We start from the raw sequence: 20,341 nt of genomic DNA on the forward strand, positions 1-20,341 counted from the left end.
TCGGCGTACGCTCACGATATATCGCGATACGTCTTCGATAGTTGCGCGATAGATCACGAACTTCCACCAGCGTACGACTTCGAGGGAGCCCGACATGGGACACCACTGGCCCGGTGCCGACTGGCCCGGCGACGACCGACCCGACCACCGTTCAGACCACCGATCCGACCACCGCTCGGGCGGCGGCTGGGGCACCTGGAGCCCCGGACCCGGGCGCCGTGCGGGCGGCCCGCCGCCGTGGCTGGGCGAGCTGCTCGGCTTCGCCACAGCACCGCAGCGGCCGCAGCAGCGCGGACCGCGCGTGCGGCGCGGTGACGTCCGCACCGCGATCATCGACGTCCTGCACCGCGCCCGGAAGGCCGACGAGCCGATCAACGGCTACCAGGTGATCCAGGAGATCGCCGAGCTCAGCAACGGCGAGTGGCGGCCCTCCCCCGGCTCGGTCTACCCGACCATCCAGCAGCTCCAGGACGAGGACCTCGTCGAGTCCGACGACGCGCGCGGCCGTCGCACCATCCGGCTCACCGATCAGGGCGCCAGCTGGGCCGAGGAGCACGCCGACGAGCTGGCGGCCGTGTGGGCGCCGTTCGCCCGCGCCGAGCAGCCCGCGAGCGAGCAGCCCTCCGGGCAGGCCGACATCAAGAGCGAGATCGGCCAGGTCGTCAGCGCCGTGTGGCAGCTGGTCACCCAGGGGTCGGAGCAGCAGCGGCGGGCGGCACTCGACGTGCTCGCCGACACCCGCCGCCGGCTCTACGGCATCCTCGCGGACGGGCGGGACGTCGACGGACGGGACGGCGAGCGATGAGCGCCCCCGATCCGCGCCTGCGCGTCTCCGACGCCGACCGCGAGCGCGCCATGGCCGATCTGGCCATGCACTACGCCGACGGTCGCCTCGACCACGAGGAGTACGACGAACGCCTCGACGCGATCTGGACCGCGCGCACCCGCGCCGACCTCGCGGTGCTCTTCAGCGACCTCCCCCGGCCCCAGGTGTCGTACCCGCCCGCGAAGCCGGCACCGCAGCGGAGCCGGAAGGGCTTCCGGCTGCCGTTGCTGCCGGTGCTCGCACTCCTCATCGTGCTGAGCGTCATCACCGAGGCGCCGCTGTGGTTGCTGATCTTCCCGCTGATGTTCTTCGCCAAGGGTCGCCGCGGGCGCTGCGCACCGGCGTACGGGCACGGTGACTACCGCCGGCCGAGAGGTCACCACGGCTGGTAGTCCCCGGGCGCCGGGCCGACCCCCGGTGGCGCTCTGACACGATGTGCCGCATGAGGGCCGAGCCGAGCGTCGAGCACGTGCGTGCTCCGTACGCCCTGGCGCGCGCCCTCGCCGCGACCGTCGTGGTCCTCACCGGTGCCGTCTCGGCCCACACGTGGGCCGGCGGCACCGTCCCGACCGCCCCCGGACTCGTGCTGATCACCGCCGTCGTCCTCGGCGGTGGCTACCTGGTCCTCGCGCGTGAGGTGCCCGCCTGGGCGCTCCTGCCGGTCGTCGCCGCCGCCCAGCTCGGCCTCCACGAGTCCTTCGGGCTCGTCGCCGAGCACGTCCACACCGGGCACGACGCGGCGGCCGCGCCCGACCCGGGCTGGACCTGGCAGATGGTCACCGCCCACCTCTTCGTCACGCTGCTGACCGCGGTGCTGTGGTGGGCCGGCCGCCGCGCCGCCTCGCTGGTCGTCTCGTTCGTCTCCCGTCCCGCACCCCTCGTCGCGGTCCGCCTCCGGGCCCCGCGCGCGGAGGTCCGGGCGTACGTCTCGCTGGTGCACCTGCTGGCCTCGCCGAGGCGCGGGCCGCCCCGGGCGGTCCTGCACACCTGAGCCCGACGCGGGCTCGGGTGTGCCCACGCGCCCCCAAGACCCGCACCACACTCACTCAGGAGACCCATGTCCACCCGCACCCTTGCGCGCGCCTGCGCGCTCCCGGCCGCCACCGCGGCCATCGCCCTCGTGGTCGCCGCGCCGGCCAGCGCCCACGTCGGCGCGACCGTCACCGACGCGTCGGCCGGCGCCTTCACCGTGGCGACGTTCAGCGTCCCCCACGGCTGCGAGGGGTCGCCCACCACGAAGATCGAGATCCAGGTCCCGGAGTCGGTCCTGTCGGTCACGCCCACGCGGAACCCCTACTACGAGCTGGAGAGCACGATCACCCAGCTCGACGAGCCGACGACCGACGCCCACGGCAACGAGGTCACCGAGCGCACGTCCTCGATCACCTACACCGCCACCACCCCGCTCCCCGATGGCGAGCGCGACACCTTCGAGCTGTCCTTCCAGGTGCCCGATGCGGAGGGCGAGGTGCTCGCCTTCCCGACGATCCAGACCTGCGCGAAGGGCAGCACCGACTGGATCGAGGTCGCCGCGGAGGGCCAGGACGCCGACGCGCTCGAGCACCCGGCCCCGTCGTTCGAGATCCTGCCCGCGAGCGGCGAGGGGCACCACGGCGAGGCGGCCTCCGAGGAGCCCGAGGCCACCGAGGCCACTGAGGCCGACGACACCGACAGCTCGGCAGCGCTCGGCTGGGCCGGCCTCGCCGCCGGCCTCGTCGGCCTGGCGGCCGGCGGGCTCGCCCTGGCCCGGACGCGCACGGCGTCGTGACTCCCGCGACGCGACCGGCGTGGTGGCGCCGGGCCTCGGGCCCGGTCTCCGCCGCGCTGGTCGCGCTCGCGCTCGCACTCCTCGTCGTGGTGGGTGCGGGCGCCCCCGCGTCCGCCCACGCCGAGCTGGTCGACTCCGACCCGGACGAGGGCGCCATCGTCGACGTCGCCCCCGAGACGGTGACGCTCACCTTCAACGAGCCGGTCCGGCTGACCTCGCAGCAGATCGCGGTCTACGACGCGCAGGGCGACGAGGTCGCCTCGACGGCCGGGGCGAGCGGCGAGGAGGTCCGGGTCGACCTCGCCGACGCCGCCGCGCTCGACGACGGCACGTACGTCGTGTCGTGGAACGTGCTCTCCGGCGACGGTCACCCGATCTCGGGGGCCCTCACCTTCTCGGTCGGCGCCCCCAGCGCGTCGGTCGTCGCGCCGCCCGAGCCGGAGAGCTCCTCGGCGGCAGTGACGGTGCTGCGCGACGGCCTGACCGTGGTCACGTACGTCGGGCTGCTGCTTGCGGCCGGACTGGCGCTCTTCGTCGTGCTGGTCCTCCCGCGCACCTGGGCCGGGGGCGAGACCCGCGGCCGGCTGCGCCGGCTGGTGGCGTACGCCGCCGGGGTGGCCGCGGTCGGCGCGGTCCTGCAGGTGCCGGTGGCCTCGGCCTACGCGCAGGGCCAGGAGCTCGCCGACCTGCTGCCCGGCTTCGACGCCGGGCTGGTGGTCAACGAGGTGCTCAGCGCCGCGCTGGTGGTGGTCGGGCTCGGCGTGGTGGTCCGGGGCCTGGCCGACGTCGCCCCGACACTGTCGTCCGGCCGCGTGGTCGGCGTCGGCGCCGTCCTGGCGCTGGCCGGGCCCTCGCTCGTGGGCCACACCCGGGCCTTCCCCCCGGCGCCCGTGATGATCACCTGGGACGTGCTGCACGTGACCGCGGGAGCCATGTGGCTCGGCGGGCTGGTCGGCCTGGTCCTCACCCTGCGCGCGCTCTCGGGCCGCGAGCTGCTGGCGGCGCAGACCCTGGCCCGCTTCTCGACCCTCGCCGGCGGCCTGCTGCTCGTCGTCGCCGGCGCCGGCGCCTTCCTCACCTGGCGGATCGTCGGGTCGTGGGCACTCCTGGTGGAGACGACGTACGGCCGGCTGCTGCTGGTCAAGGTCGGCCTCGCGGTCCTCGTGGCAGCCATCGGCGGCTGGAACCGCTGGCGCACGCTCCCGGCCGTGCGGACCGCGGCCGGCTTCGGGGACCGCGAGCGTGCCGCCGGCCTGGTGACGCGCACGGTGCGCGTCGAGGCGGTGCTGCTCGTCGTGCTGCTCGGCGTCACCGGGGTGCTGGTCAACAAGTCCCCGCGGCCGGCGCCGGTGACCGCGGCGACGGGCACGACGGGCACCGGGGCGGCCACCGCGGGCGACCTGCGGGTGCTGGCCGTGATGGACCCGCAACGCGTCGGCAGCAACACGCTGCTGGTGCAGGTGCAGGACGCGGCGGGCGACCCGTACGACCCGCCGGCCAACCCCGTCGTGTCGCTGCGGACCGAGGGTCTCGACGTCGGCGAGGTGACGGTGCGGCCGATCGCGGCCGGCACCTACCAGGGCGAGGTCGTGGTGCCGCGGGCCGGCGAGTGGGAGGTGCAGGTGAGCATCGTGCTGAGCCGCTTCGAGAGCCCTGTGACGACGGTCAGGCTGCGCGTCCGACCGTGAGCTCGACCGGGACGGTGTGCAGGAACCCGTCCACCCGGACCTGCACGAAGAGCCGGTAGTCGCCGGCCTGCGCGATGTCGGCGTGGAAGGTCAGCTCGGAGCCGTCCTCGGTGACGTCCGGCGCGTCGAGCGGGTGGAGGTGGACCATGGCGCCCGTCTCGGTGTTGAAGCCGGTGACGTGACCGTAGGTGCCGAGGTAGGTGCCGAGCTTGACCGGCTGGCGCTGCGCGTCGCGCACGACGAGCCGCAGCAGCCCGTCGGGGCCGGCGTCGGGCGCCTGCGAGACGGTCACGCCGACGACCCGGTCCTCCGCGACGGTGTCGCCGGGGTCGCCGGGCGGCAGCGCGAGGGGCCGGCCGAGCACGACGTGGTCGCCGTTGCCGCCCTCGTCCTTCGCGACGAACTCCGCGACCACGCGGTACGACCCCGCGTCCGGTACGTCGAAGGGCGCGGACCACGTGCCGTCCTCGGCGCGCGTGGGGTGCAGGTGCCGGAAGACGGTCAGCGCGTCGTTGACGACGTAGAGGTGCAGCTCCTTGGTCTGCTCCTCGACGTAGTCGGTGACCGGGTCGCCGTCGTAGTCGTCGATGCGGAAGCGGACCTCCCCGATCCCGCGCGGCTTCTCCCGCACCTGCAGGTCGCTCAGGGTGTAGCCGACCTCGGAGACGGTCGTGCCGTCACCGACGGCCATCGACACGATGCCGCCGCCGGCGTGGGAGTGGCCAGCGGCCACCTGCCCGGGGTCCCCGGCCGTGCAGCCCGTGACGGCGAGGAGGCCGACGGCGGCGACTGCGGTCACTCGGCGGCGTACGGTCACGGGCGCAGCCTACGAGGCGCTGTCGAGCGTGGAGTCGAGGGTGCACCCAGCGGGCTAGTGCGCACCCTGGAGGTTGAGCACGACCACGCCGGTGATGATCATGCTCAACGCGACGACCTTCGCGACGGTGAGGGACTCGCCCAGCCAGAGCACACCGATGACCGCGACGGCCGCGGTGCCGAGACCTGCCCAGATGGCGTACGCCGTCGACACCGACATGTGCCGCACGACCAGGGCGAGCAGCCAGATCGAGACCGCGTAGCCGCCGACCACCAACGCCGCCCACACGGGGTCGCGGAAGCCCTGCGTGCGCGGGAGCGACGCGGTGGCCGCCACCTCGGCGGCGATCGCGGCGAACAGCAGGACCAGCGCGGCGTACATGGTGCGGACTCACTTCCCGGGTCGTTGTAGCAGGTGCTACATGTCCAACTGTAGCACTTGCTACACTCCGGCGCATGCCCCAGGATCCCGGACGTCGTGAGGCCTGGACGCACGCCGCCACCGACTACGCGTTGCGGGAGGGCCTGATCGGCCTGAGCCTGCGTCCGCTCGCCGCCTCCCTCGGCACCAGCGACCGCATGCTGCTCTACCACTTCGGCACGAAGGACGACCTGGTCGCCGCAGTCCTGCGAGAGTCCAACGACCGCTCCGTCGAGCACGTCTCCGCCCTCCCGGCGTCGGCAGACCTGCGCGCCGCCGTGCGCGACCTGTGGTCCGCCTGGTGCTCACCCGAGCTCCAGCCGTGCTCACGGCTCTACGTCGAGGCGGCGGCACTCGGCCTGCTCGGGCGCGAGCCGTACGCCAGCATCGTGCGCGAGGCCAACGGCCGCTGGACGGCGTCCCTGGTCACGCACCTGACGAAGTCGGGCGTGCCCCGGACCCTGGCCGGGCGCGCGGTCACGATCATCGACGCCGCGTTCCTCGGCTTCCAGCTCGACGCACCGCTGGACGTCTCCCCCACCTCCCGCAGGCGGGCCGTCAGCGACCTCGCCGACGCCGTGGCGGCGCTGGCCGACTGAGGGTGGTCGGTCTGCTCAGAGCTCCGACTGGACCCCGGCGAGGAGCTGCCGTGCCATCACGATGCGCTGGACCTGGTTGGTGCCCTCGTAGATCTGGGTGATCTTGGCGTCGCGCATCATCCGCTCGACCGGGTAGTCGCGCGTGTAGCCGTAGCCGCCGAGCACCTGCACGGCGTTGACGGTGACCTCCATCGCGACGTCGGAGGCGAAGCACTTCGCCGCGGCGCCGAAGAACGTCAGGTCGTCGTCGCCGCGCTCGGAGCGGCCGGCGGCGGCGTACGTCATCTGGCGGGCCGCCTCGACCTTCATGCCCATGTCGGCGAGCAGGAACTGCAGGCCCTGGAAGTCGGCGATCGACTTCCCGAACTGCTGGCGCTCCTTGGCGTAGTCGAGCGCGTAGTCGAGCGCACCCTGCGCGACCCCGACCGCCTGCGCGGCGATGGTGACGCGGGTGTGGTCGAGGGTCTTCATCGCGGTCGCGAAGCCGGTGCCCTCCTCGCCGATCATCCGGTCGGCGGGGACCCGCACCTTGTCGAAGTAGACCTCGCGCGTGGGCGAGCCCTTGATGCCGAGCTTCTTCTCCGGGGCGCCGAAGGAGACGCCCTCGTCGGACTTCTCCACCACGAAGGCGGAGATGCCGCCGCGGGTCTTCTTCTCGGCGTCGGTGACGGCCATGACCGTGTAGAACTCCGACTCCCCGGCGTTGGTGATCCAGCGCTTCACGCCGTCGATCACCCACTCGTCGCCGTCGCGGACCGCGCGGGTCTTCATGCCGCCGGCGTCGGAGCCCGCGTCGGGCTCGGAGAGGCAGTAGGAGAAGCCGCCCTCGCCGCGGGCCAGGGCGCCGAGGTACTTCTGCTTGAGCTCCTCCGAGCCGGAGATCTGCACGGGGAGCGAGCCCAGCTTGTTGACCGCGGGGATCAGCGAGGACGACACGCACGCGCGGGCGACCTCCTCGATGACCAGCACGGTGGCGAGCGCGTCGGCCCCGGCGCCGCCGTACTGCTCGGGCACGTGCGGGGCGTGGAAGTCCGAGGCGAGCAGCGCGGCTGCGGCCTCGGACGGGTAGCGGGCCTCCTCGTCGACCGCGGCGGCGAAGGGCGCGATCTTGGCGTCGGCCACCGCGCGGACGGCCTCGCGGATCGCCTGGTGCTCCTCGGACAGGGCGTAGAGGGGGAACTCGCTCATGGCCGGGATTCTAGGACGTCCAAGCATTCTGGAGCAGCCGTCTACGGTGTGGTCATGACCACGTCGCAGCAGGACTGGCAGGACCAGGCCACCATCGACCACATGCTCGACGAGGCCGAGACCTGGGCGATCGTCGGGCTCTCCGGTGACCCCGGGCGCACCGCCTGGTCGATCGCGCGGCTGCTCCAGGAGCGCGGCAAGCGGATCGTCCCGATCCACCCGCAGTTCGCCGAGCCGGGCGCCCTCGCGGTCCACGGCGAGCCCGGCTACGCCAGCCTGGCCGACGTGCCCTTCCCGATCGACGTGGTCGACGTGTTCCGCCGCTCCGAGGCGGCCGGGCAGTTCGCCGACGAGGCGGTGAAGATCGGCGCGGGCGGCGTGTGGTTCCAGCTCGGCGTGATCGACGAGGCCGCCTTCGAGCGGACCGTCGCGGCGGGCGTGCCGATGGTGATGAACACCTGCCCGGCCATCGAGTGGCGCAAGCGCGACCGCTGAGTCCTACAGCTCGACCGGCGCCTCGCCGATCTCGATCCCGAGCTGGGCGAGGCACTCCTCCAGCACCCACTGCACGTCGAGGGTGTCGGCGAGCGGCATCGTCGGGCTCTCGGTGAGCCCCTCGGCCAGGCAGCGCTGCACCTCGACCGCCTGGTGGAAGTAGCCGGCGCCGGTCGCCGGCTCCTCGACCTCCACCGCCTCCTGCCCGTTGCGGCGTACGACGAAGCGCTCGGGGTGGTGGAAGCGCGGGAGCAGCTCGATCGAGCCCTCCGTGCCGACGACGACCGCCCGGCCGGGCGTGTCGGCCGCGAGCGTGCAGGTCAGCGCGGCAGCCCGGCCGTCGTCGTGGGCCAGGTGGATCGCCGCGGACCGGTCGGCCCCGTTGGGGTACTTGGTGCCGGCGACCGTGACGCGGTCCGGGCGGCCGAGGAAGTACTGGGCGAGCGAGATCGGGTAGACGCCGAGGTCGAGCACGGAGCCGCCGCCCAGGGTCAGGTCGAACAGCCGGCTGGACGGGTCGTAGACGCGCTCGGCGCCGAAGTCGGCCTGCACGAGGAGCGGCTCGCCGATCTCACCGGCGTCGACCAGTCCCTTGGCACGCACGACCGCGGGCTGGAAGCGGGTCCACATCGCCTCCATGCAGAAGAGACCGGCCGCGCGCGCGGCGTCGACGACCTCGTGGGCGCCGGCGAGGGTGGCGGTGAACGCCTTCTCGACCAGGACCGGGATGCCCGCATCGATCGCGGCGAGGGCGAGCGCGTGGTGCTGCGGGTGCGGCGTCGCGACGTAGAGCACGTCGAGGTCGGCGGCGAGCAGCTCGCGGTAGGTGCCCGACGCGGACGCGGAGAACCGGCCCGCGAAGTCGGCGGCCCGCTCGGGCGCGCGGCTTCCGACGAAGGCGAGCTCGGCGTCCGGCACGAGAGCGAGGTCGGTGGCGAAGGCGGCGGCCATGCCGCCCGTGGCGGCGATGCCCCAGCGCGTGGTCATGGGCACACCCTAGGGATCAGCGCCGCCCGGATCATCCCCACGTCTGGTCGACGACGTGCGCCGCGATGGCCAGGCTCGACGTGGCCGCCGGCGACGGGGCGTTGCGGACGAGGGTGACACCGTCAGCCTGGGTGATGCGGAAGTCGTCGACCAGGCTGCCGTCGCGGTCGACCGCCTGCGCCCGGACGCCGCTGTCGGCTCGCACCACGTCGCCGGCGTCGATCTCCGGCACGTAGCGCGACGCCGTGCGCATGAAGGCCCGGGTCGAGGCCGAGCCGACGACCTCGTCGATGCCCGTACGCCAGTGGGCGCGGGCGAGGCGCCAGAACCCGGGGTAGGCCAGGACCTCGCGGAGGTCGGCGGCCGAGACGTCGCGGCGGCGGTAGCCCTCACGCCGGGTGGCGAGCACCGCGTTGGGGCCGACCTCGAGCGCACCGCTGACGCGCCGGGTGAAGTGGACGCCGAGGAAGGGGTACTGCGGGTCGGGGACGGGGTAGACCATGCCGCGCACCAGCTCCTGCTTGGCGCGGCTGACCGCGAGGTACTCGCCACGGAAGGGCAGGATCGCCGGGCTCTGCTCCCCGCCGACCAGCCGGGCGACGCGGTCGGCGTGCAGGCCGGCCGCGACCACCAGGTGGTCCACGACCACGGGCGCGCCGTCGCCGGCGACGTCCACGACCACGCGCCCGCCCTGCCGGCGGATGCCGGTGACCGGGGAGGACAGCCGCACCCGGCCGCCCGCGGCGACCACCTCGTCGGCGATGGCCCGGGTGATCGCGACGTAGTCGGTGATCGCGGTGGCCGGCGAGTGCAGCGCGGCCAGGCCGGCGGCGTGCGGCTCGACCTCGGTGATCCCGGTCGCCGTCAGCCGCCGCAGCCCCGGGACGCCGTTGGCGGTGGCCGTCCGCTCCAGCGCGTCGAAGCGCCCCATCTCCTCCCGGTCGACCGCGACGACGAGCTTGCCGCACTCGTCGTACACGATGGCGTGCTCGGCGCAGAAGTCGCGCAGCAGCAGTCGGCCGCGGGTGCAGAGCTCGGCCTTGAGGGTGCCGGGGCGGTAGTAGATGCCGGCGTGGACGACGCCGGAGTTGTGGCCGGTCTGGTGGGCGGCGAGCCGGTCCTCCTTCTCCAGCACGACCACCTCGGTCCCGGGCCGGCGACGCACGACCTCGCGCGCGATCGCCACCCCGAGGATGCCGCCGCCGACGACTCCCACGGTCCTGTCCCCCATGCCGTCAGACGGTGGTGGGTCGCCGCGACGGGCGTCAACCCCAGAATGGGGCCATGCGCGACCTCCACGTCCCGGCCGGACCGGGCCTGCCCGACGGCCTGGTCGTGCCCGCGGCCGAGCTCGTCGAGCGGTTCTCGAAGTCACCCGGGCCGGGCGGGCAGTCGGTCAACACCACCGACTCGCGGGTCGAGCTCGACTACGACGTCGCGTCGTCGGCGGCGCTCACCGACGCCCAGCGGGCGCGGGCGCTGCGGCGGTGGCCGTCGGGGCGGGTCACCATCGCGGCCTCCGAGCACCGCTCGCAGCACCGCAACCGGGTCGCGGCGCGCGAGCGCCTGGCGGAGCAGCTGCGCGAGGCGCTGGCGCCGCCGCCTCCCCCGCGCCGGCCGACGAAGCCGACCCGCGGCTCGAAGGAGCGGCGGCTCCAGGCCAAGAAGCAGCGGGCCCGGACCAAGTCGCTCCGGGGACGCGTGACCGACTAGAAGCCGACGCGGCGGGTGCTGCCCGCAGCCGCCTGGCGTACGACGTCGCCCTTGGCGTGGGCGGTCTCGGCGAGCGACGACTGGTAGTCGACGAGGCGCTGCTGCAGCTCGGGGTCGCTGGTGCCCAGGATCCGGGCGGCGAGGATGCCGGCGTTCTTGGCGTTGCCGATGGCGACCGTGGCGACCGGGATCCCGCCCGGCATCTGCACGATCGAGAGCAGGGAGTCCATCCCGTCAAGGTACTTCAGCGGCACGGGGACGCCGATCACCGGCAGGGGCGTGACGGAGGCGAGCATGCCCGGCAGGTGGGCCGCTCCCCCGGCGCCGGCGATGACCACCGACAGGCCACGCGTGTGGGCCTCCTGACCCCACGCGATCATCTCGGTCGGCATCCGGTGCGCGGAGACGACGTCGGCCTCCCAGGCGACGCCGAGCTCGGTGAGGACCTCGCCGGCGGCCTGCATCACCGGCCAGTCGGAGTCCGACCCCATCACGATCCCGACCCGTGCCTGCTGCTGCTCGCTCATGGCCTCACTCGCTCTCGTTGCCCAGGTCGCCGCGGAACCACGCGGCGGCGTGCCGTGCCCGCTCGAGGCAGTCCTCGAGGTCGTCGCCGTAGGCGTTGACGTGCCCGACCTTGCGGCCCGGGCGGAGGTCCTTGCCGTAGAAGTGCACGCGCAGCTGCGGGTCGCGCGCCATCGCGTGCGGCAGGCCGTCGTACAGGTGGCCGGTGTCGGTGGGTCCACCGAGGATGTTGACCATCACGGTCCAGCGCTCGCGCGGGGCCGGCGAGCCCAGCGGGAGGTCCATGACGGCGCGGAGATGATTCTCGAACTGGGACGTCACGGCCCCGTCCTGGCTCCAGTGGCCGGTGTTGTGCGGACGCATCGCCAGCTCGTTGACCAGGATCCGGCCGTCGGTCGTCTCGAAGAGCTCGACGGCGAGGATGCCCGTGACGTCGAGCGCACCGGCGATGCGCAGGGCGATCTCCTGCGCCTGACCGGCCAGCGCGGGCGCGAGGTCCGGCGCGGGGGCGATGACCTCGTGGCAGATGCCGTCGAGCTGCGTGGAGGCGACGACCGGGTAGGCCGCGGCCTGGCCGCTCGGCGAGCGGGCGACCAGGGCCGACAGCTCGCGGCGGAAGTCGACCAGCTCCTCGGCCAGCACCTCCACGCCGGCGGCTGCGGCAGCGTCGAGGGCGGCCTGCGCCTCGTCGAGGGCGCGCACGACCCACACGCCCTTGCCGTCGTAGCCGCCGCGGGTGGTCTTGAGGACGCACGGCAGCCCGAAGGCCTCCACGTCGGCCGTCGCGGTGACCACCGCGTTGCGGGGGCACGGCACGTCGAGCTCGGCGAGCCGGCGGCGCATGACCGCCTTGTCCTGGGCGTGCACGAGCGCATCGGGACCGGGGCGTACGGCGACGCCCTCCGCCTCGAGTGCGTGCAGGTGGTCGGTGGGCACGTGCTCGTGGTCGAAGGTCACCACGCGCGTGCCCTCGGTGACCCGGCGCAGCGTCGGCAGGTCGGTGTAGTCGCCGACGAGGTGGTCGGGGATGACCTGCGCGGCGGAGACGCCCTCGGCCTCGGCGAGCAGGCGTAGGGGCAGCCCCAGCGCGATCGCGGGCTGGGCCATCATCCGGGCCAGCTGGCCTCCGCCGATAACGGCGAGCGTGGGGGCGCGGTGCGAGCCGGTCGAGGACACGCCCGGAGCCTATAGAAGGCGCGCGCGGACCTCGGGCCCGGCTCAGCCGGCGACCGCTGCGCCCGACTCGAAGCGCAGGCCGCGACCCCGGTGCGTGGTGATCAGCGTGGGGTTGCGCGGGTCGTCGTCGAGCTTGCGGCGCAGCCACCCGAGGTGCACGTCGATGGTCTTGGAGTTCGTGTAGAACGACGTCTGCCACACGTCCGCCATCAGCTCCCCGCGCGTGACGATGTCACCGGGGCGCGCCATCAGGGCATGCAGGAGCTGGAACTCCTTGCGCGAGAGCCTGATCTCGCGCTCGCCCCTCCAGACCTGTCGCGTCGAGGGATCCAGTCGTACGTCTTGCACAGCCAGCACGGGGCGAAGGTAGGCAGCCCGCGGGTCTTAGGGGACCCTTATGGGTGAATTGTGGAGAACTGGTCTGGTCCACCTCGGCGCGCGGGCGGCGCCGGTCAGCGACGACGTACGGCGACCGGCTCCACGAGCCCGAAGCCGCGCACCGGGCGGGCCGGGAGGCGACGGCTCTCCCACTCCGCCGACGGCAGCAGGTCCGCGGTGTTCTGGTCGACGATCAGCCGGTTGCGGCGGGCGACCTGCGTGAGCCGGGCGGCCATGTTGACCGGCGGGCCGAAGATGTCGCCGAGCCGCTGGATGACGGGTCCGCTGGCCAGCCCGAGGCGTACGTCGGGCATCTTGGCGTCGCGGCCGATGACGTTGATGATCCCCTCGGCGACCGCGACCGCGTCCTCGGCGCCGTTGGTGACGAAGAGCACCGAGTCGCCGAGGCTCTTGATGATCCGGCCGCCGTAGCGCGCCACCACGTCCTGGCACCGGCTCTCGAAGACCTCCACGAGGTCGCCGATCTCGTCGCGGTCGAGGGTGTTGGACAGCGCGGTGAACGACACCAGGTCGGCGAACCCGACGGAGACGTCGATGGTGTGCAGGTCCTCGTCCTTGGCGCCCATCGCCTCGATCCGGCCGACGGCGGCGGCGAGGTGGCGCCGCCAGGCGTAGACCAGCAGCCGCTCGAAGGGCGGGTTGACCTCGTTGATCAGCTTCATCGCCGAGCCGATGCGCGAGCCGGTGGCGTCCTCGCCGCGCTCCATCTCCTCCACCCGGCTGACGAGGGTGGAGACCTCCCAGTCCGCGAGCCGGGCCATCGTCTGGCCCACGCCACGGGTGAGGTTCACCGCCATGTCGAAGTCGACCGCGCCGGCGTCGACGAAGCTCATCAAGGTGGCGACGGCCTCGACGTCGGCCGCGGTGTAGGCCTTCTCGCCGACGAACTCCGGGAAGCCCAGCGCGCGCCAGAGCCGACGGGTCTGCTCGATCGTCACGCCCGTCTCGGCGGCCACCTCCAGGGCGTTGAACTCGGGCGTGCTGCGGAGGATGGCGTCGTCGAGCTGCTCCCCCGGCGCCCGGGCCGGAGGCTCCTCACGGCGGCCGCGGTCAGGAGCCATCGTCGCGGCGGTCACCGCCGGCGAGGCGATGCAGCTCGTTGGAGACCTGCAGCTGGACCTCCTCGACGCGCGGGATGTCGCTGAGCTCCACGCTGCCGTCGGTGCTGGCGTCGGAGACGACCAGCGTGCCGCAGCCGAAGATCCGGTCGATCACGCCGATCTCGAAGTCGACGCCGCTGATCCGGTTGAGCGGGATCGTGCGGCCCTCCTTGGCGATGAAGCCGGAGCGCTTGATGAAGCGGCGGTTGGTGAAGGTGTAGGTCGTGGTCAGCCAGCGCAGGAACGGCCCGACGACGAACCAGACCACCACGCCCAGGAACACCACCCAGATCACCAGGCGGGCCACCGAGCTGTCGATCAGGCCGGTGAGGAAGAGCGCCACCGCCAGCGCGACCACGACGAGGATCCCGGGGAGGATCAGCGCCTTGACGTGCGTGCGGGTGGAGACGACGACGTGTTCGCCCTCGTTGAGGAGCTTGGTCGGGAAAGCCACGCGCCGATCATGGCACTAGGCACGTCGCGACGCGACGGTCAGGCAGGTCGCACGTGCACCACGTCGCCGGCCGCGACGGTGAAGGCGCCGTCGTCGGTGCCGACCACCAGCGCCCCGGTCGCGTCGATGTCGAGCGCCTCGCCGCGGCGCACGGTGCCGTCCGGCAGGTGCACGTCGACGGTCCGGCCCAGCGTCACGCACACGTCGGCGTACGCCCGGCGCAGCGCCTCCGTGTCGTCGAGCAGGCCCTGCAGCCCGTGGAGCGAGCCGAGCACCTGCCCGAGCAGCCCGGTCCGCTCGACCGGCTCGCCCGTCTCCAGGGAGACCGAGGTGGCGAGCGCGATGGGGAGCTCGTCGAGCGTCTGGTCGACGTTGATGCCGATCCCGACGACGGCCATCGGCCCGCGGTCGGTCTCGATGCGCTCGACCAGGATCCCGGCGACCTTGCGGCCCGCGCCCGAGTCACCGCCGTCGACGAGCACGTCGTTGGGCCACTTCAGCGCGATGTCGGGCAGCCGGTCGGCGAGCGCGGCCTGGACGGCGTACCCGGTCAGGAGCGGGATCCACGACCACGCCTGGGCCGGTACGTCGGGTCGCAGCAGCACCGAGAAGGTCAGCGAGGAGCGGGCAGGCGTCTCCCAGGTCCGGTCGAGCCGGCCGCGACCTGCGGTCTGGTGCTCGGTCACCAGGACCAGGCCGGGCTCCTCCCCTGCGCGGCCGCGCTCGGCGACGGCGGCGTTGGTGGAGGGCGTGGCCGCCTCGACCTCGACCCGCCACCCCGTGGGCGCGACCAGCCGGTCGAGGTCGATGGGTGGGCGAGGTGCGGGCGAGTCACTCATGGGCACTAGATTGCCCCAGAGGGACCACCGACGGACCAGCCACACTCCAGGAGGACAGCGCGTGAGTGCACAGCCGGGCGAGGGAACCGAGGTTCCCGACGAGATCGATCTCCACACCACCGCCGGCAAGCTCGCCGACCTCGAGCAGCGGCTCGACGAGGCCGTCCACGCCGGGTCGGCCAAGGCCGTGGAGAAGCAGCACGCCAAGGGCCGCCGCACCGCCCGCGAGCGGATCGAGATGCTCTTCGACGAGGGCACCTTCGTCGAGCTCGACGAGCTGGCGCGGCACCGCTCGACGGCGTTCGGGCTGGAGAAGAACCGCCCCTACGGCGACGGCGTGGTGACCGGCTACGGCGAGGTCAACGGCCGGATGGTGTGCGTGTTCAGCCAGGACTTCACCGTGTTCGGCGGCTCGCTGGGCGAGGTCTACGGCGAGAAGATCACCAAGGTCATGGACCTCGCGATCAAGACCGGCTGCCCGATCATCGGCATCAACGAGGGCGCCGGCGCGCGGATCCAGGAGGGCGTGGTCTCCCTGGGCCTCTACGGCGAGATCTTCCGCCGCAACGTCCACGCCTCCGGCGTGATCCCGCAGATCAGCCTGATCATGGGCAACTGCGCCGGCGGGCACGTCTACTCCCCCGCCGTCACCGACTTCACCGTGATGGTCGACCAGACCTCCGCGATGTTCATCACCGGGCCCGACGTGATCAAGACCGTCACCGGCGAGGACGTCACGATGGAGGACCTCGGCGGCGCGCGGACCCACAACACCAAGTCCGGCAACGCCCACTACATGGCCTCCGACGAGGAGGACGCCATCGAGTACGTCAAGGCGATGCTGTCCTACCTCCCGCAGAACAACCTCGACCCGGCCCCGGACTTCGAGGAGACCCCGGACATGGAGGTCACCGACCTCGACCGGGCGCTCGACACGATCATCCCGGACGGCGCGAACCAGCCCTACGACATGCACGACGTGATCACCGCCGTGCTCGACGACGAGGAGTTCCTCGAGGTCCAGGAGCTCTTCGCGCCGAACATCATCGTCGGCTTCGGCCGCGTCGAGGGCCACTCGGTCGGCGTGGTGGCCAACCAGCCGATGCAGTTCGCCGGCTGCCTCGACATCGACGCCTCGGAGAAGGCAGCCCGCTTCGTGCGGTTCTGCGACGCCTTCAACATCCCGGTGCTGACCTTCGTCGACGTGCCCGGCTTCCTGCCCGGCACCGACCAGGAGTGGGACGGCATCATCCGCCGCGGCGCGAAGCTGATCTACGCCTACGCCGAGGCGACAGTCCCGCTCGTCACGATCATCACCCGCAAGGCCTACGGCGGCGCCTACGACGTGATGGGCTCCAAGCACCTCGGCGCCGACATCAACGTCGCGTGGCCCACAGCGCAGATCGCGGTCATGGGCGCCCAGGGCGCGGCCAACATCCTCCACCGCAAGACCCTCAAGAAGGTCGGCGAGGAGGGCGGCGACGTCGAGGCCCGCCGCGCCGAGCTGATCGACGAGTACGAGACCACGCTGGCCAACCCCTACATCGCCGCCGAGCGCGGCTACGTCGACGCGGTCATCGCCCCCCACGAGACCCGCGTCGAGGTCGTCCGCGCCCTGCGGCTGCTGCGCACCAAGCGCGAGAGCCTGCCGCCCAAGAAGCACGGGAACATCCCGCTCTGATGAACGCAGAGAACGAACAGAGTCAGCCGCTGCTGCGGGTCGTCAACCCCGACGCCACCCCCGAGGAGGTCGCCGCCCTGGTCGCGGTCTTCTCGGCGCTCGGCTCGGCCGGCGCCCCGGCCCCGAGGAAGCCGCGCCCGTCGTGGAACCTCCCGGCACGTGGCGTACGCACCACGCACCGGCACGGCGCCGGCGCCTGGCGCGCGAGCGGCCTGCCCCGCTGACTGCTGTCGGCGCGCGGGTCTAGGGTCGCCCCCGTGACCGAGACCCGGACCATCGATGCCCTCTGCGACGCCTACGTCGAGGACTTCTGCGCCCTCGACCCGCTGACCGCCACCTCGATCGGGGTCGCCGGCCACGAGCACGAGATGACCGACTTCTCCCCGGCGGGCTACGACGCCCGGGAGGCGCTCAACCGTGCCGTCGTCGCGGCCGTCGAGGCGGCCACCCCGGTCGACGACCGGGAGGCCGCGGCGCGCGACGCCTTCCTCGAGCGCACCCGGCTGGAGATCGAGCTCGAGGACGCCGGGGTCAACCGGTCGCGCATGTCGGTCCTCTGGAGCCCGCTCCACGAGATCCGCGGCGTGTTCGACCTCATGCCGACCGAGGGCGAGGAGGCGGTCGCCGCGATCGCGTCCCGGCTCGCCGCCGTGCCGGCCGCGCTCGAGGGCCTGCGCGTCACGCTGTCCGACGAGGCACGCAAGGGCCACGTGGTCGCCGCCCGGCAGTACGCCGAGGTGGCCGAGCAGGTGCGCCGCTGGACCGGCCAGGCTGGTGACGCGGGCGACTTCTACCTCGGCCTGGTGGACCGGCTCGATGCCGGCGACCCTGCCGAGCTCCGCGCGCTGGCGGCAGCGGCGAGCGCGGCGACGGCGGCGTTCGGGCTGTTCCTCAGCGACGAGCTCGAGCCCCAGGGCAAGGACAAGGAGGGCGTGGGCCGCGACGTCTACGCGCTGGCCAGCCGCTACTTCCTCGGCGCCGAGGTCGACCTCGACGAGACCTACGCCTGGGGATGGACCGAGCTGCAGCGGCTCTCCGACCTGATGACCGCGACCGCCGACCGGATCCTGCCCGGCGCCGACGTCGACGCGGCGGTGGCGCACCTCGACGCCGACCCGCAGCGCGTCGTGCACGGCCGCGAGGCCTTCCGCGACTGGATGCAGGACCTGGCCGACCGCACCATCGCGGCGATGGCCGACGTGCACTTCGACATCCCCGAGCCGATCCGGCGCATCGAGTGCATGCTCGCCCCCACCAACGACGGCGGCATCTACTACACCGGCCCCTCGGAGGACTTCGCCCGTCCGGGTCGGATGTGGTGGTCGGTGCCGGACGGCATCGACGACTTCCACCCCTGGCGCGAGGTCACCACGGTCTTCCACGAGGGCGTCCCGGGTCACCACCTCCAGGTCGCCCAGACGGCCTACCGCAGCGACACCCTCAACCGCTGGCAGCGGCTGATGTGCTGGTGCAGCGGCCACGGCGAGGGCTGGGCGCTGTACGCCGAGCGGCTGATGGAGGAGCTCGGCTTCCTCGACGACCCCGCCGACCTGCTCGGGATGCTCGACGGCCAGTCCCTGCGGGCGGCCCGGGTCATCATCGACATCGGGATGCACCTCGAGCTGACCATCCCCGAGGACAACCGCCTCGGTCCCGGTGGCACGGCGTTCCACCCCGGCGAGACCTGGACGCCCGAGCTGGGCCTGGAGTTCATGCGGCTGCACTGCCGGATGGACGACGAGTTCATCCAGTTCGAGGTCAAGCGCTACCTCGGCCTCCCCGGCCAGGCGCCGTCCTACAAGGTCGGCGAGCGGATCTGGCTGGAGGCGCGCGCCGAGGTCGCCGAGCGCCACGGCGACGACTTCGACCTCAAGGCCTTCCACCGCGCCGCGCTCGACCTGGGCTCGCTGGGCCTCGACCCGCTGCGCGCGGCGCTGGAGCGGCTGTGACGACACCCCTCGTCCTCGGCTCCGCCTCCCCCGCGCGGCTCTCGACGCTCCGCACCGCGGGGATCGAGCCGCTCGTCATCGTCAGCGGCGTCGACGAGTCGCAGCTGACCGACCTGCCGCCGGCCGAGCTGGCCCTCCAGCTGGCCGAGCTCAAGTGCGCGGCGGTCGCGGAGCGCGACGACGTGCCCGCGGACGGTCTCGTGCTGGGCTGCGACTCGGTCCTCGAGCTCGACGGCCAGGCCCTCGGCAAGCCCCACGAGGCCGACGAGGCCCGCGCGCGCTGGCGCGCGATGCGCGGCCGGTCCGGCGTGCTGCACAGCGGCCACTGCCTGCGCGACGTGGCCAGCGGACGGGTCGCCGCGGCGACGGCCTCGACCACCGTCCACTTCGCCGACGTCAGCGACGAGGAGATCGACGCCTACGTCGCCACCGGCGAGCCGCTGCACGTCGCCGGAGCCTTCACGATCGACGGGTTCGGGGGTGCGTTCGTCCGCGGGATCGAGGGCGACCACCACAACGTGGTCGGCGTCAGCCTGCCGCTCCTGCGCGAGCTCGTCATCGAGCTCGGCCACGCATGGCCGGATCTGTGGGCGTGACCCGATACGATCTCGCACCGTGGGGAGCGGGGAGCTTGGCACGGTGAAGGCGCAGCCTGTCGCCGACCCTGACGACCGCTACGGCGTCCGGGACGAGCGGCTGCTCACCGGCGCCACCGTGATCACCGCGGTCCGCACGATCGCCAGCGTGGTGCTGGCCGCGGTCGCCGCCCACCAGGAGAGCCTGACCTTGCTGGTCGTCGCGCTCGGCGTCTACTGGGTCGGCGACATGCTCGACGGCTTCTACGCCCGGGTCCGCGACTGCGAGACCCGCATCGGCGCGGTCCTCGACATCATGTGCGACCGGCTCAACGCAGCCGCGTTCTACATCGGGCTCGCCTGGCTGCAGCCCGACCTCTCCCCGGCGGTGTTCGTCTACCTCGCCGAGTTCATGGTCGTCGACTGCTTCCTCTCCATCGCCTTCCTGGCGTGGCCGGTGCGCAGTCCCAACTACTTCTTCGTGATCGACCGGCCGATCTGGCTGTGGAACTGGTCCAAGCCCGCGAAGGCAGTCAACAGCGCGCTGTTCGCGGTGCTGCTGCTGGTCACCGGCTGGATGTGGGTCGGCCTCGCCATCGCCACTGCGCTGCTGGTGCTCAAGTGCGTCTCGCTGCACCGCCTGGTGCGGATCGGGATCCCGGTCCCCGGAGCCGCATGATCTGGGTCTACGCCAGCATCTTCGGCGCGTCGGTCGCCTCCGCGCTGTTGCCGCTGATCAACATCGAGGCGATCCTCGCCGTCACCATCTCCCAGCAGGAGCAGCACGCCTTCGCGCTGGTCGTCGCGGCCACCATCGGCCAGATGCTCGGCAAGATCCTCTGGTACTGGGGCGCCGTCGAGGTGGAGCGTGCGCCCTGGGTGCGCCGCCAGCTGGAGAAGCCGAAGGCCAAGGCCTCGCTCGAGCGCTGGCACGCCCGCGCCGAGGGACGGCCGTGGTTCACCGCCGGGCTGCTCTTCGTGTCCGCGTTCACCGGCTTCCCGCCGTACGCCGTCACCGCTGTGCTCGCCGGCACGCTGCGGGTGAACTTCTGGACGTTCCTCGTCACCGGCCTGCTCGGCCGCGGCCTGCGGTTCTGGGTCGTGGTGGCCGGCGCCAGCACCTTCCTCGGCTGGCTCTGACG

25 protein-coding genes are annotated in these 20,341 nt (G+C 72.9%); 14 read left to right on the forward strand and 11 right to left on the reverse strand.

Annotated features, from left to right (window positions below; translation table 11 throughout):
* Positions 1-94 precede the first annotated feature (94 nt).
* The 5 genes from ACE3QY_RS20585 (at position 95) to ACE3QY_RS20605 (ending at position 4,282) form a co-directional block, all read left to right on the forward strand.
* Complete coding sequence (locus ACE3QY_RS20585; RefSeq protein WP_374457930.1) at positions 95-805, forward strand: PadR family transcriptional regulator; 711 nt, start codon at positions 95-97, stop codon at positions 803-805.
* Positions 802-1,218 (forward strand): DUF1707 domain-containing protein, encoded by a 417-nt coding sequence (locus tag ACE3QY_RS20590; RefSeq protein ID WP_374457931.1) that lies wholly within the window; start codon positions 802-804, stop codon positions 1,216-1,218. Before ACE3QY_RS20585 ends, ACE3QY_RS20590 begins: the two co-directional genes overlap by 4 nt.
* Before the next feature lie 50 nt (positions 1,219-1,268).
* A complete protein-coding gene (locus ACE3QY_RS20595; RefSeq protein ID WP_374457932.1) occupies positions 1,269-1,817 on the forward strand; it encodes a hypothetical protein in 549 nt (182 codons plus the stop codon).
* A 66-nt stretch (positions 1,818-1,883) separates the two neighbouring features.
* A complete protein-coding gene (locus tag ACE3QY_RS20600) occupies positions 1,884-2,594 on the forward strand; it encodes a YcnI family protein (protein WP_374457933.1) in 711 nt (236 codons plus the stop codon).
* On the forward strand, positions 2,591-4,282 hold the full coding sequence (locus ACE3QY_RS20605; protein ID WP_374457934.1) for a copper resistance CopC/CopD family protein: 1,692 nt from the start codon (positions 2,591-2,593) through the stop codon (positions 4,280-4,282). The genes ACE3QY_RS20600 and ACE3QY_RS20605 overlap by 4 nt, the downstream gene beginning before the upstream one ends.
* Here ACE3QY_RS20605 and ACE3QY_RS20610 read toward each other — a convergent pair.
* Positions 4,260-5,099: a hypothetical protein gene (locus ACE3QY_RS20610; RefSeq protein WP_374457935.1), complete on the reverse strand. Its 840-nt coding sequence runs from the start codon at positions 5,097-5,099 to the stop codon at positions 4,260-4,262. The two genes, ACE3QY_RS20605 and ACE3QY_RS20610, sit on opposite strands and share 23 nt — an antisense overlap.
* A 54-nt stretch (positions 5,100-5,153) precedes the next feature.
* The gene (locus tag ACE3QY_RS20615) at positions 5,154-5,480 is read right to left on the reverse strand and encodes a multidrug efflux SMR transporter (protein ID WP_374457936.1); all 327 of its coding nucleotides are present in this window, start codon (positions 5,478-5,480) and stop codon (positions 5,154-5,156) included.
* A gap of 74 nt (positions 5,481-5,554) precedes the next feature.
* Between ACE3QY_RS20615 and ACE3QY_RS20620 the strand changes: the two genes are divergently transcribed.
* The gene (locus tag ACE3QY_RS20620) at positions 5,555-6,118 is read left to right on the forward strand and encodes a TetR/AcrR family transcriptional regulator (protein ID WP_374457937.1); all 564 of its coding nucleotides are present in this window, start codon (positions 5,555-5,557) and stop codon (positions 6,116-6,118) included.
* A gap of 15 nt (positions 6,119-6,133) precedes the next feature.
* Here the strand turns inward: ACE3QY_RS20620 and ACE3QY_RS20625 are convergent, their stop codons facing one another.
* The gene (locus ACE3QY_RS20625) at positions 6,134-7,306 is read right to left on the reverse strand and encodes an acyl-CoA dehydrogenase family protein (protein ID WP_374457938.1); all 1,173 of its coding nucleotides are present in this window, start codon (positions 7,304-7,306) and stop codon (positions 6,134-6,136) included.
* Positions 7,307-7,360: 54 nt separating this feature from the next.
* Here ACE3QY_RS20625 and ACE3QY_RS20630 point away from each other — a divergent pair, with 54 nt between their 5' ends.
* On the forward strand, positions 7,361-7,801 hold the full coding sequence (locus ACE3QY_RS20630) for a CoA-binding protein (protein ID WP_374457939.1): 441 nt from the start codon (positions 7,361-7,363) through the stop codon (positions 7,799-7,801).
* A 3-nt stretch (positions 7,802-7,804) separates the two neighbouring features.
* Here ACE3QY_RS20630 and ACE3QY_RS20635 read toward each other — a convergent pair whose 3' ends face one another.
* Together ACE3QY_RS20635 and lhgO are read right to left on the reverse strand one after the other, a co-directional pair.
* Complete coding sequence (locus ACE3QY_RS20635; RefSeq protein ID WP_374457940.1) at positions 7,805-8,788, reverse strand: Gfo/Idh/MocA family protein; 984 nt, start codon at positions 8,786-8,788, stop codon at positions 7,805-7,807.
* A gap of 31 nt (positions 8,789-8,819) precedes the next feature.
* Positions 8,820-10,019, reverse strand: a complete 1,200-nt coding sequence (lhgO, locus tag ACE3QY_RS20640) for an L-2-hydroxyglutarate oxidase (RefSeq protein WP_374457941.1) — start codon at positions 10,017-10,019, stop codon at positions 8,820-8,822.
* A gap of 53 nt (positions 10,020-10,072) precedes the next feature.
* On the opposite strand from lhgO, the gene arfB reads away from it, so the two are divergent.
* On the forward strand, positions 10,073-10,501 hold the full coding sequence (gene arfB, locus ACE3QY_RS20645) for an alternative ribosome rescue aminoacyl-tRNA hydrolase ArfB (RefSeq protein ID WP_374457942.1): 429 nt from the start codon (positions 10,073-10,075) through the stop codon (positions 10,499-10,501).
* Here the strand turns inward: arfB and purE are convergent.
* The 6 genes from purE to ACE3QY_RS20675 form a co-directional block, all read right to left on the reverse strand.
* On the reverse strand, positions 10,498-11,028 hold the full coding sequence (gene purE, locus ACE3QY_RS20650) for a 5-(carboxyamino)imidazole ribonucleotide mutase (RefSeq protein WP_374457943.1): 531 nt from the start codon (positions 11,026-11,028) through the stop codon (positions 10,498-10,500). The two genes, arfB and purE, sit on opposite strands and share 4 nt — an antisense overlap.
* Before the next feature lie 4 nt (positions 11,029-11,032).
* Positions 11,033-12,202: a 5-(carboxyamino)imidazole ribonucleotide synthase gene (locus ACE3QY_RS20655; protein WP_374457944.1), complete on the reverse strand. Its 1,170-nt coding sequence runs from the start codon at positions 12,200-12,202 to the stop codon at positions 11,033-11,035.
* 42 nt (positions 12,203-12,244) lie between these two features.
* A complete protein-coding gene (locus ACE3QY_RS20660) occupies positions 12,245-12,559 on the reverse strand; it encodes a winged helix-turn-helix domain-containing protein (protein ID WP_374457945.1) in 315 nt (104 codons plus the stop codon).
* 95 nt (positions 12,560-12,654) lie between these two features.
* The gene (locus ACE3QY_RS20665; protein ID WP_374457946.1) at positions 12,655-13,662 is read right to left on the reverse strand and encodes an adenylate/guanylate cyclase domain-containing protein; all 1,008 of its coding nucleotides are present in this window, start codon (positions 13,660-13,662) and stop codon (positions 12,655-12,657) included.
* Positions 13,652-14,155, reverse strand: a complete 504-nt coding sequence (locus ACE3QY_RS20670) for a PH domain-containing protein (protein WP_374457947.1) — start codon at positions 14,153-14,155, stop codon at positions 13,652-13,654. Before ACE3QY_RS20670 ends, ACE3QY_RS20665 begins: the two co-directional genes overlap by 11 nt.
* A gap of 38 nt (positions 14,156-14,193) precedes the next feature.
* Positions 14,194-14,994, reverse strand: coding sequence for a biotin--[acetyl-CoA-carboxylase] ligase (locus tag ACE3QY_RS20675; protein ID WP_374457948.1), 801 nt, complete (start codon positions 14,992-14,994; stop codon positions 14,194-14,196).
* A gap of 61 nt (positions 14,995-15,055) precedes the next feature.
* Here ACE3QY_RS20675 and ACE3QY_RS20680 point away from each other — a divergent pair, with 61 nt between their 5' ends.
* Genes ACE3QY_RS20680 through ACE3QY_RS20705 form a run of 6 tightly spaced genes read left to right on the forward strand, consistent with a single transcriptional unit; the run spans position 15,056 to position 20,339 of the window.
* Complete coding sequence (locus ACE3QY_RS20680; RefSeq protein WP_374457949.1) at positions 15,056-16,675, forward strand: acyl-CoA carboxylase subunit beta; 1,620 nt, start codon at positions 15,056-15,058, stop codon at positions 16,673-16,675.
* A complete protein-coding gene (locus ACE3QY_RS20685; protein WP_374457950.1) occupies positions 16,675-16,899 on the forward strand; it encodes an acyl-CoA carboxylase subunit epsilon in 225 nt (74 codons plus the stop codon). The genes ACE3QY_RS20680 and ACE3QY_RS20685 overlap by 1 nt, the downstream gene beginning before the upstream one ends.
* 33 nt (positions 16,900-16,932) lie before the next feature.
* The gene (locus ACE3QY_RS20690) at positions 16,933-18,624 is read left to right on the forward strand and encodes a DUF885 domain-containing protein (protein ID WP_374457951.1); all 1,692 of its coding nucleotides are present in this window, start codon (positions 16,933-16,935) and stop codon (positions 18,622-18,624) included.
* Complete coding sequence (locus ACE3QY_RS20695; RefSeq protein WP_374457952.1) at positions 18,621-19,220, forward strand: nucleoside triphosphate pyrophosphatase; 600 nt, start codon at positions 18,621-18,623, stop codon at positions 19,218-19,220. The genes ACE3QY_RS20690 and ACE3QY_RS20695 overlap by 4 nt, the downstream gene beginning before the upstream one ends.
* 43 nt (positions 19,221-19,263) lie before the next feature.
* Entirely contained in the window at positions 19,264-19,878 is a 615-nt protein-coding gene (locus tag ACE3QY_RS20700) for a CDP-alcohol phosphatidyltransferase family protein (RefSeq protein ID WP_374457953.1), read from the forward strand.
* Complete coding sequence (locus ACE3QY_RS20705; RefSeq protein WP_374457954.1) at positions 19,875-20,339, forward strand: YqaA family protein; 465 nt, start codon at positions 19,875-19,877, stop codon at positions 20,337-20,339. Before ACE3QY_RS20700 ends, ACE3QY_RS20705 begins: the two co-directional genes overlap by 4 nt.
* Positions 20,340-20,341: the final 2 nt, after the last annotated feature.

The sequence above is a fragment of the Nocardioides sp. genome, assembly GCF_041913365.1.
Classification (GTDB): domain Bacteria; phylum Actinomycetota; class Actinomycetes; order Propionibacteriales; family Nocardioidaceae; genus Nocardioides.